The sequence below is a fragment of the Aeromonas sp. 1HA1 genome, from assembly GCF_029237385.1.
Classification (GTDB): Bacteria; Pseudomonadota; Gammaproteobacteria; order Enterobacterales; family Aeromonadaceae; genus Aeromonas; species Aeromonas popoffii.
The window spans coordinates 22816-33437 of sequence record NZ_JAACGC010000004.1; the positions used below are offsets into that span (position 1 = coordinate 22816).

Genomic DNA, 10622 nt, shown 5'->3' on the forward strand with positions numbered 1-10622 from the left:
CTATTACATGCGCTCCAGGGTATGGATACCCAGCACGCCCAGACCCAGTTTCAGGACCTTGGCGGTGGCGGCGCACAGCAGCAGACGGCTCTGACGGCTTGCTTCGTCCACGCCATCCTTGTTGATCGGGCAGGCTTCATAGAAGGTCATGAAGTTGCCGGACAGCTCGTAAAGGTAGGTACAGAGCAGGTGTGGCATGCCTTTGTCTGCCACGCCGTTGACCGCGTCGGAGAACTGGATCAGTTTCTGGGCCAGGGTCTCTTCGGCTTCCTCGTTCAGGGTCACAGTGCCGGTCAAGGTCTCGGCATTGACGCCGGCCTTGCGGAAGATGGACTGGATACGGGTGTAAGCGTACTGCAGGTAAGGGGCCGTGTTGCCTTCGAACGACAGCATCATGTCCCAGTCGAAGATGTAGTCTGTGGTGCGGTTCTTGGAGAGATCCGCATACTTGACCGCACCCATGGCGATGGCGTGTACCACTTCGGCCTTCTCTGCGGCGGAGAGATCGCTGTTGCGGTTCTCCAGCAGGGCGCTCGCGCGCTCCTCGGCTTCGTTGAGCAGATCAACCAGCTTGACGGTGCCACCGGAACGAGTCTTGTAGGGGCGGCCATCTTTGCCCAGCATCATGCCGAAGGCGTGGTGCTCAAGGGGGACGGATTCCGGCACATAGCCCGCCTTGCGGGTGATGGTCCAGGCCTGCATCAGGTGCTGGTGCTGACGGGAGTCGATGAAGTACATGACGCGGTCGGCGCCCAGGGTCTCGTAACGATACTTGGCACAGGCGATGTCGGTAGTGGTGTAGAGGAAACCGCCATCGCTCTTCTGGATGATGACGCCCATGGGCTCGCCATCCTTGTTCTTGAACTCGTCCAGGAACACCACGGTCGCCCCTTCGCTCTCGACCGCCAGACCCTTGGCTTTCAGGTCGTCCACGATTTGCGGCAGCATGTCGTTGTACATGGACTCGCCCATGATGTCCTTGTTGGTCAGGGAGACATTCAGGCGGTCGTAGTTGATCTGGTTCTGTTCCATGGTCATGTCGACCAGCTTCTTCCACATGGTACGGCAGTACTCATCGCCGCCCTGCAGCTTGACCACGTAGTTACGGGCACGCTCGGCGAAGGCTTCGTCTTCGTCGTAGCAACGCTTGGCCTGGGTGTAGAAGGCTTCGAGATCCTTGAGTGCCATGTCGCTGGCGTGCTCGTTGGCCATCTTCTCCAGATAGGCGATCAGCATGCCGAACTGGGTACCCCAGTCGCCGATGTGGTTGGCGCGCACTACCTTGTGGCCGAGGAATTCCAAGGCTCGGGCGGCTACGTCACCGAGCACTGTGCTGCGGATGTGGTGCACCGCCATCTCTTTGGCCACGTTCGGCGCCGAGTAATCCACCACCACGGTCTGCGGGCTGGGCAGTTTCACGTTGGCGTTGGCGCTGGTCACCATGGCCTCGACCTGGCCGGCCAGCCAGCGCTGGTCGAAGAAGAAGTTGATGAAGCCGGGGCCGGCGATCTCGACCTTGGCGATCAGGTCCGAGGCGGGCAGGTGCTCTATGATGGCAGCGGCCAGCTCACGGGGGGTCTTGCGGGCCGGTTTGGCCAGCAGCATGGCCAGGTTGGTGGCCAGGTCACCGTGAGCCTTCTCCTTGCATCGGTCTACTTGCACCCGGGCTTCCAGGTCCGCCGGCAACACGCCTGCTGACTTGAGATTGGCTACCGTTTGTTCAAGTAGATGATGAATATGCTCTTTCATAACTGACCACCGAGGTTGCGCGTCGAAAAATGACTGATATATAAGGGCGTGAATTTTACCCGCATCGGCCCGAGAAAACTATAGGGACGGCCCGCCAGAGTGGGTCGGGCGGATATTTCACTACATTTGTCACCCGTATCCAGAATATTCAATGGAATAAATGGTGCTTATCCATTTCTACTGCATATCGAAGCGGCTTGTCCAGGCTATTTTCCCCTGATTGTTAAGGGTTTTTTTTATTCCAACTCGGTCTGAATGATCTGCCCTTCCACGACGGTCGTATCGACAGGTATCTTCCACAGAGGAATATTCTGATGAAACTGGCGCTGTTTCCCCTCTCGGCTCACCTGCTGCCCGGTGGCATCATGCCGCTGCGAATTTTCGAGCCCAGATACCAGCGCATGATCGCCGCGGCGGGAGATCAGGGCTTCGTGCTCTGCATGCTCGACCCCCGCCAGCCTGATGCGCTGCGCAACATGTATCCCATCGCCACCCGGGTGCGGATCATCGATTTCGATCAACTGCCAGATGGTCTGCTGGGGATCACAGTGCTCGGCATTGAGCGAGTCAGGATCGCCCAGCTGTGGCAGGAGCCCGACGGGCTGAGGATTGGCGAGGTGGCGCTGCTGCCGCCCTGGCAGGCGGGTCGGCTCAATGCCGATCAGCACTCCCTGGCCAGGGCACTGCAGGATGTGTTCAATGACTACCCGGAATATGCGGCGCTCTACCATGATCCCGACTGGGACGATGCCAGCTGGGTGGCTCAGCGTTGGCTGGAGGTGCTGCCCATTCCCGTAGAACAGAAGCAGTGGTTGCTGGCGGCGGAAGACAACCAGCCCGCACTCTCCCTGCTGAGCGGCCTGCTGGTTGCCAGCCATTGAGTGTATATTTTCGGCCCTGCCAGTGATCCTTTTTCCACACCCGGCGTAATGGTGATGACCACAACATTGAAGGCATGGCGCAATGGCATATACTGGCCAACCCCAATCGACTCAGCGCAGGATATCGCCCCCCATGGACAACCCAGATGGCGATCTGAAGTCTCTTCTCATCCGGGTCGCCGAGCAGGCCGACAAGGCTGCCTTCGCCCGCCTGTTTCACCACTTTGCGCCGCGCATCCGTAGCTATGGGCTGCGTCACCTCGGCAGCGAAGCCAACGCCATGGAGCTGGTGCAGGAAACCATGTTGCTGGTGTGGCAGAAGGCCCGCCTCTACCACCCCGAGAAGGGGGCGCCGACCACCTGGATCTACACCGTCATGCGCAACCAGAGTTTTGACATGCTGCGCCGCCGCCGCGCCAGCAAGGAGGATCTCTGCGCCGAGGAGTTGTGGCCCATGCTGGAGTTCAGGGCGGAAGAGGAGCATCTGAGCGGTGGTGAGGATGCCGTGCTGACTCGCCAGATGGCGCACTACCTCGCCACTCTGCCGGAACCGCAACAGCAGGTGGTGCGCGGCATCTATCTGCAGGAGTTCTCCCAGCAGGAGCTGGCGGAGCGACTCGGCGTGCCGCTTGGTACCATCAAATCCCGCCTCAGACTGGCATTACAGAAATTGAAAGAGCAAGTGGAGCAAGGCCATGATTAAAACCCATCCGATTCACGCCATGTTGCGCGCCTTCGCTGCCGACGAGCTGCCCCTGCCGCTGGCGGTCGGTGTCTCTGCCCATTGCGAGCTCTGCCCCGAGTGTGCCGCCCGCTTGCAGGCCTGTGAAGAGGCGCTGGCCCGTCAGTATCTTGAGCCGGTAGATGAGCCAACTGAGACAAGCGAAAGCATGCCGGTGGAGCTCGATGCCATGCTGGCTGGCATACTGCAACAGCCGGTGGCCAGCCCGGTCGAACTCGGCCAGCCGGTGCGGCCAGCACCCGAGTTGCAGGTGGCGGGCCAGTCATACCGGTTGCCCAGGGTGTTGGCTCGTCACCATGCCCCCAAGTGGCGCCACATAGGTGCCATTCGTCAGCACAGCTTGCCGCTGGACGAGTTGGGGGCTCGTGCCAGCCTGCTGCACATCGAGGCAGGTGGCCGCATACCCGAGCATACCCATCAGGGCTATGAGTTGACCCTGCTGCTGGCTGGCAACATACAGGACGGGGAGACCAGCTATCAGGCGGGGGACTTCATCTGGCGCGATGCCAGCCATGCCCACAGCCCGCACACCCCGGACGGGTGCCTCTGCTACACGGTGCAGGATGCGCCGGTCCAGTTCACCAAGGGACTGTCGCGGCTGCTCAACGGCATCACCCATCGTCTCTATTGAGGTGGGGCAGCAATAGAAAAAGGGACCGAAAGGTCCCTTTTTCATTCGGCTATTTGCCTGTCATCAGGCCACAAACACCAGGTAGACGACGAAGGCCACGATAAAGCGATAGATGGCGAACGGAATGAAGTCGAGGCGACGGATCAGCGCCAGGAAGGTCTTGATGGCAATCATGGCGACCACGAAGGCAGTGATGAACCCCACCGCAAACATGGGAAAGTCGGCCATGGAGAGGAGGTCGCGGCTCTTGTAGAGATCCAGCCCGCTTGCCGCCACCATCATGGGCACCGCCAGGATGAAGGAGAACTCGGCTGCCGCCTGACGACTGATCCCCATCAGCATGCCGCCGCTGATGGTGGCGCCGGAGCGGGAGAAGCCGGGCCAGAGCGCCAGACACTGGAACAGACCTATGCCGAACGCCTGTTTGTAGCTGATGTCATCCAGGGTCTCGGAGCGTACCGCCGGGCGACATTTCTCGGCGATGATCAGCAGTATGCCGCCAGCCACCAGGGCGTACATCACTGTCTCGGGGCCGAACAGGTTGGCTTTGATCCAGCTGTGAATAGCGAGGCCGATGATCACGGCGGGCAGCATGCCGAGGATGATGTGCACCAGGGAGAGGGTGGCGTGATCCTGTGCTGGCTTCTGGCCAAAGTGGATGCCAAGCAGGCCAAACAGGCGGCGCCAGAAGACGGCCACGACCGCGAGAATGGAGCCCATCTGGATCACTATCTCGAAGGTGGCGGCCTTGGGGCCTTCGAAGCCCAGCAGGTGGCCGACGATGATCATGTGGCCGGTGGAGGAGACGGGGAGGAACTCGGTCAGCCCCTCGACGACGCCCAGAATAAAGGCGACCAGCAGGCTATAAGTGTCAGTCATCGAACAAACAGTCCTTAATTTCGTTGATGTAAAAACGCCCCGGGAAGGTCTCGGGGCGGTTTATCTTGCTCGATTGTGACAGATGAGGCCATGTAAATCTTAAGATCGGCCGATCTCAGTTGCGGATAAAACGGTAGCGGGTCTGGTGGTGGTAGTAGTGTCCCGGCAGCAGCCAGGGATTGCCGAGCTCGGGCCGGTTGGGGCTGTCCGGTAACTGCTGCGCCTCCAGGCAGAAGCCGTCGTAATCCCGATACGGCTGGTCGTTGCGGCTCGGCGTATTGGCCAGCCAGTTGCCGGTGTAAAACTGCAGCGAAGGCTGGTTGGTGTAGACCTCCATCGCCAGCTGCCGATCGCCGGAGATCACTCGTGCGGCCCAGGTATGCTCAGGGTCAGCGAGCGGTAAAGAGGGGATCTCTCGGCTGTCATGCCGTAGCTGGTTGAGCAGGAAGGCGTGATCGTACCCCCTGGCCTGCTGTTGCTGGGGATGGCTCAGCCAATCCTGGCCTATTGGGCGCTGGGCGCGCAGATCGAAGGGGCCTTCCACCGGCGTAATGGCCAGCGGCAGACCGCTCTCATCGGTTGGCAAAAAGCGATCGGCGTTGAGGCTGATGGTGTGCTCGCGTACATCGCCGCCCCCATCCAGGTTGAAGTAGGCATGACTGGTGAGACTGACCGGGGTCGGTGCATCCGTGCTGGCCCTGAAATCGACCACCAGATCGCACTGCTCCAGCCGGTACTCCAGCGTCACCCGCACGTTGCCGGGGAAACCCTGATCGCCCGCCTTTGACAGCAGGACGAGTCTGACCCTATCAGCCTCCAGCTCCTTGATGTTCCAGCGCTGGCGATGAAACCCCTCCCGTCCGCCGTGCAGGCAGTGGGGCGCCTGATTGGCATCCAGCGGCCAGTGCTGGCCATCGCGCACCAGTTTGGCGCCGCCAATGCGGTTAGCAAAACGCCCGGCGACTGCGCCCAGCCACGCTTGCTGCGCAGGATAGGCTGCTTCGGCGCAGCCCAGCAGCACCTCGCGGTGCTTGCCCGCTACCGGCAGGGTGAGGGAGGTGAGGGTGGCGCCAAAATCGAGGCCGCGCAGGCGCAGCCCCTCTTCGTTTTCCAGATCGAATGGGGTCATGGCGCCGCTCATAACTTGCCTGCCCCTGAACTGGCGCGGCAGACATAGCTATCGGCCTTGAGACCGAAGCGGGCCGGATACTCGGCGTCGACGGCGGCAATCACCTCGGCCACCTGCGCCGGGCGTAGCAGGGCAACCACGCAGCCACCGAAGCCGCCGCCCGTCATCCGCACACCGCCTTCGCGGCCAAGCTTGGCCTTGATGATCTCCACCAGACCGTCGATGGGGGGCACTGTGATCTCGAAGTCATCGCGCATGGCAGCGTGGGACTCGGCCATCAGTTCGCCGAGGCGCACCAGATCGCCGTACTCCAGCGCATCGGCGGCGGCCAGGGTGCGGGCGTTTTCGCCCACCACGTGGCGAGCGCGGCGGTAGCAGACCTCATCCAGCCCGGCCTTGCCCGCTTCCAGCGCGGCCATGTCGAGGTCGCGCAGCGCCTTGACCCCGTAGTGGCGGGCGGCGGTTTCACACTGCTGACGGCGGGTGTTGTATTCGCTGTCCACCAGACCGCGCCACACGTTGGAGTTGACGATCAGCACCGCCAGATCGGGGGGCATGGGGATGAGACGGGTCTGGAGCGAGCGGCAGTCGAGCAGCAGGGCATGATCCTGCTTGCCGCTGGCGGAGATCATCTGATCCATGATGCCGCAGTTGCAGCCGACGAACTGGTTCTCCGCCTGCTGGCCATTGAGCGCTATCTCGGCCTGGCTGATGTCGAGCCCCAGCGCCTCCTTGAAGGCCTGGCCTATGGCCACTTCCAGCGAGGCGGACGACGACAGGCCGGTGCCCTGCGGCACGTTGCCCGAGACCACCAGGTTGAGGCCGCGCAGCGCATGGCCGCGCACCTGCAGGTATTTCACCACGCCGCGGATGTAGTCGCTCCAGCGCTGCTCGGCATGATGGGTGATGGGGTGGTTAAGATCGAACAGGTCGTGCTGGTTGCCATAATCGGCGGCGATCACGTGCACCAGGCTGTCATCCCGCAGGCCGATGGCGACGCAGGTTTCGAAGTCGATGGCGCAGGGCAGCACGAAACCGTCGTTGTAGTCAGTGTGCTCGCCGATGAGGTTGACGCGGCCGGGGGCACGCACCAGCAGGTCGGGTTGCTGCCCAAACTGCTCTGCAAAAACGGTGCTGACGTGTTGGCTGGGGGTCATAGGGTTTCCTCATTGGCTTGGCTGGTCTGGTTGTAGTGAATCGGGTTCAGGGCACGCAGCCGTTCTGCAGCTTGCTCCGGTGTGAGGTCGCGCTGGGCTTCTGCCAGCATCTCGAAACCCACCATGAACTTGCGCACCGTGGCGGAGCGCAGCAGGGGCGGATAGAAGTGGGCGTGCAGCTGCCAGGCTTCCGGGCAGTCGGAGTGCGGCGGCGCGAAGTGCCAACCCATGGAGTAGGGAAAGCTGCACTCGAACAGGTTGTCGTAACGGCTGGTGAGCTCCTTGAGTGCCACCGCCAGATCCTGCTGCAGCTCGGGGGTGAGGCCGAGCAGGGAGGGCACATGGGTCTTGGGCAGCAGCAGGGTTTCGAACGGCCAGGCGGCCCAGAAGGGAACGACTGCCAGCCAGTGTTCGGTTTCCACGACGATGCGGGTACGATCCACCAGCTCCCGCTCCACATATTCGACCAGCAGCGGGCGGCCATGCTCGGCCAGCCAGTCACGCTGGTGCTGCTCTTCGCGGGCGATTTCGTTGGGCAGAAAATCGCTGCCCCACAACTGGCCGTGAGGGTGGGGGTTGGAGCAGCCCATGACGGCGCCCTTGTTTTCAAACACTTGCACCCATTGCCACTGGCTCGACAGCTCGGCCACCTGTTCCATCCAGGTGGTGATCACGGCCTCTATGGCGGGCAGCGGCAGCTCGGGCAGTGTCTTGCCGTGATCGGGCGAGAAACAGATGACCCGGCTGGTGCCGCGGGCGGCCTCCAGTTTCAGCAGGGGATCCTGGTCGCCATGGGCGGGCGGCGTGTCCTGCATCAGGGCGGCGAAGTCGTTGGTGAAGACGAAGGTGCCCTGATAGTCCGGGTTCTTGTCGCCGGTGACGCGCTGGTTGCCTGCGCAGAGGAAGCAATCCGGATCATGGGAGTAATTCGGCGCCTGACTTATCTTCTCTACCTGGCCCTGCCATGGGCGCTTGGCCCTGTGGGGGGAGACCAGCACGTATTGACCGGTCAGTGGGTTGAAACGACGGTGGGGGTGATCAACCGGGTTGAACATCATCACTCCTCATTATTTGATGAAATGGATAGATTAGCCGCCTGCCGGGCGGACGAAGGAGGGCGAGTGGCACTGGGCATGTTCACGCCTCGTACCCCTGCGGATTGGCGGACTGCCAGCGCCAGCTGTCGGCGCACATGGTTGCGAGATCCCGACTGGCCCGCCAGCCCAGCTCGCGCTCTGCCTTGGCGGGATCGGCCCAGCACTCGGCGATGTCGCCGGGGCGCCTGGGTTCAATGCGATAGGGCAGCGGCCGACCGGAGGCGGCTTCGAACGCGGCGACCATTTGCAACACGCTCTGGCCCTGACCTGTGCCCAGGTTGTAGACGTGTATGCCCCCCTGCCGGGCGCAATGTTGCAGCGCTTTGACGTGTCCCTCGGCGAGATCCATCACGTGGATGTAGTCCCGCACCCCGGTGCCATCGACGGTGGGGTAATCGTTTCCAAAGACAGAGAGAGAGGCGCGGCGGCCGATGGCGACCTGGGTCAGGAAGGGCATCAGATTGTTGGGTATGCCCTGAGGATCTTCCCCCAGGGAGCCGGAGCTATGGGCGCCGACCGGGTTGAAGTAGCGCAGCAGCGTCATGCTCCAATGGGGTTCAGCCTGCTGCAGATCCTCGAGGATCTCCTCGATGATCAGCTTGGATCGCCCGTAGGGATTGGTGGCGCTGCGCGGGAAGTCCTCCCGGATGGGCGTGCTGGCCGGATCGCCATAGACGGTGGCTGACGAGCTGAACACCAGGCTGTCGACCCCGGCACGTTTCATCGCCTGCAACAGGGTGAGGGTGCCGCTCAGGTTGTTCTCGTAGTAGTCCAGCGGAATACGGGTCGACTCACCGACGGCTTTCAGAGCGGCAAAATGGATCACTGCGTCGATCTGTTGTTCGGCAAAGATCCGATCCAGCAGGACGGCATCGCGAATATCCCCTTGATAGAAGACGGGTTGCTGGCCGCTGATGGCGGCGATGCGAGCCAGTACGCCCGCCTTGCTATTGCAGAGGCTATCCACCACAACGGGTTTCATTCCCGCTGCCTGCAAGGCCAGACAGGTGTGGCTGCCGATATATCCGCAACCGCCGGTGACCAGAACGTTCATCTTGCTCTCCACTGAAAAAGTGTCTGAAAGGAGTCTAGCCGAGGGGGTGGCGACCAAACTGTGAGCTTGCTTGCAAAACAGTGTAAACGATTACATTATTTTTGAGATTATTCTGGTAGCAGATATGCGCTTCACCCCTGTTTTCAATAGGTTTGCTGGGTATAATGGTGCGCTATTGCACAGTGAAATAAGTGAAAACAGCATGAGCACCATCAAGGATGTCGCCCGTTTGGCCAATGTGTCGGTGGCAACGGTTTCACGGGTGATGAACAACTCTCCCAAGGCCAGCGCCGCTTCTCGCGAGGTGGTGCAGAAGGCCATGGCCGAGCTGGGTTATACCCCCAACGCCAACGCGCGGGCACTGGTGAGCCAGACCTGTGACACCATGGGCGTGGTGGTCGGTGACGTGGCGGATCCCTTCTTCGGCGCCCTGATCAAGGGGGTGGCGGCGATTGCGGTGGGGCAGGGGTTGCACCTGTTGATGGGTAATGGTTTTCACAGGGCGCAACAAGAGCGGGAATCCATCGAGCTGCTGATCGGCAAGCGCTGCGAGGCGCTGGTGGTGCACAGCAAGGCGCTGAGCGACGAGGAGCTTATCGACTACGCCATGCGGGTGCCCGGCATGGTGCTGATCAACCGCGATATTCCTGCCCTCAAGGGACGCTGCATCGCCCTTAACAACCGGCTGGGGGCCGCTACGGCGACCCGTCATCTGATCGATCTGGGCCATCGCCATATCGCGTTTATCAGCTCGGATCACGCCATTGAGGATGCCACCTTGCGTCTGGAGGGCTATCAGGACGGGTTGATGGAGGCGGGTCTGGCAGCAAATCCGGAGCTGATCGAGAGCGGCACACCGAGCGAGGAGGGGGGCGAGCGCGCCATGCTCAACCTGTTGGCCAAGGGGCTCAGGGTGACCGCCGTAGTGGCCTATAACGATGCCATGGCGGCCGGCGCCATCTCGGTGCTGGCGGATAATGGCCTCAAGGTGCCGGAGGAGGTCTCTGTGGTGGGCTTCGATGACATCATCTATGCCAGATACCTGAGACCCAAGCTATCCACCATGCGCTATCCCATCGAGCTGATGGCTGCCCAGGCTGCCAAGCTGGCTATTCAGCTGGCGGCGGGGGAGAGTGAGGCGACCCAGAGCCGGATTTATACCCCCACGCTGATCAATCGCCACTCGGTCGCACCGGTTCGGGCCGGATAGCGATCAGACACGGCCTCGTTCGAGGTCGTGTTATGCGCGTTTATTTTTTTACCTGGTTTTTAATCATTTTTACTCCGTTTTACTTAACAAAAT

The 10622-nt window shown here is 61.5% G+C and carries 10 protein-coding genes; 4 read left to right on the plus strand and 6 right to left on the minus strand.

Annotated elements, in window-relative coordinates; genetic code table 11:
- Positions 1-3: 3 nt before the first annotated feature.
- Positions 4-1749 (minus strand): arginine--tRNA ligase, encoded by a 1746-nt coding sequence (argS, locus tag GWQ22_RS02130; protein ID WP_275929335.1) that lies wholly within the window; start codon positions 1747-1749, stop codon positions 4-6.
- A gap of 314 nt (positions 1750-2063) precedes the next feature.
- Between argS and GWQ22_RS02135 the strand changes: the two genes are divergently transcribed.
- From GWQ22_RS02135 to GWQ22_RS02145, 3 genes are all read left to right on the plus strand, one after another.
- Positions 2064-2630, plus strand: coding sequence for an LON peptidase substrate-binding domain-containing protein (locus tag GWQ22_RS02135; RefSeq protein WP_275929336.1), 567 nt, complete (start codon positions 2064-2066; stop codon positions 2628-2630).
- 133 nt (positions 2631-2763) lie between these two features.
- Positions 2764-3333, plus strand: a complete 570-nt coding sequence (locus GWQ22_RS02140; RefSeq protein WP_042035936.1) for a sigma-70 family RNA polymerase sigma factor — start codon at positions 2764-2766, stop codon at positions 3331-3333.
- Positions 3326-4003: a ChrR family anti-sigma-E factor gene (locus GWQ22_RS02145; protein WP_275929337.1), complete on the plus strand. Its 678-nt coding sequence runs from the start codon at positions 3326-3328 to the stop codon at positions 4001-4003. Before GWQ22_RS02140 ends, GWQ22_RS02145 begins: the two co-directional genes overlap by 8 nt.
- 63 nt (positions 4004-4066) lie before the next feature.
- Here GWQ22_RS02145 and bacA read toward each other — a convergent pair whose 3' ends face one another.
- The 5 genes from bacA to galE form a co-directional block, all read right to left on the minus strand.
- Positions 4067-4882: an undecaprenyl-diphosphate phosphatase gene (gene bacA, locus GWQ22_RS02150; RefSeq protein WP_275929338.1), complete on the minus strand. Its 816-nt coding sequence runs from the start codon at positions 4880-4882 to the stop codon at positions 4067-4069.
- 115 nt (positions 4883-4997) lie between these two features.
- Positions 4998-6023, minus strand: a complete 1026-nt coding sequence (gene galM, locus GWQ22_RS02155) for a galactose-1-epimerase (RefSeq protein WP_275929339.1) — start codon at positions 6021-6023, stop codon at positions 4998-5000.
- Positions 6020-7168, minus strand: a complete 1149-nt coding sequence (galK, locus tag GWQ22_RS02160; protein ID WP_275929340.1) for a galactokinase — start codon at positions 7166-7168, stop codon at positions 6020-6022. The genes galM and galK overlap by 4 nt, the downstream gene beginning before the upstream one ends.
- Positions 7165-8223: a UDP-glucose--hexose-1-phosphate uridylyltransferase gene (locus GWQ22_RS02165; RefSeq protein ID WP_275929379.1), complete on the minus strand. Its 1059-nt coding sequence runs from the start codon at positions 8221-8223 to the stop codon at positions 7165-7167. The genes galK and GWQ22_RS02165 overlap by 4 nt, the downstream gene beginning before the upstream one ends.
- A gap of 82 nt (positions 8224-8305) precedes the next feature.
- Positions 8306-9319 carry a UDP-glucose 4-epimerase GalE gene (gene galE / locus GWQ22_RS02170; protein WP_275929341.1) on the minus strand — a complete coding sequence of 338 codons (1014 nt, stop codon included), beginning with the start codon at positions 9317-9319 and terminating at the stop codon, positions 8306-8308.
- A gap of 202 nt (positions 9320-9521) precedes the next feature.
- On the opposite strand from galE, the gene GWQ22_RS02175 reads away from it, so the two are divergent.
- Entirely contained in the window at positions 9522-10529 is a 1008-nt protein-coding gene (locus GWQ22_RS02175; protein ID WP_275929342.1) for a substrate-binding domain-containing protein, read from the plus strand.
- Positions 10530-10622: the final 93 nt, after the last annotated feature.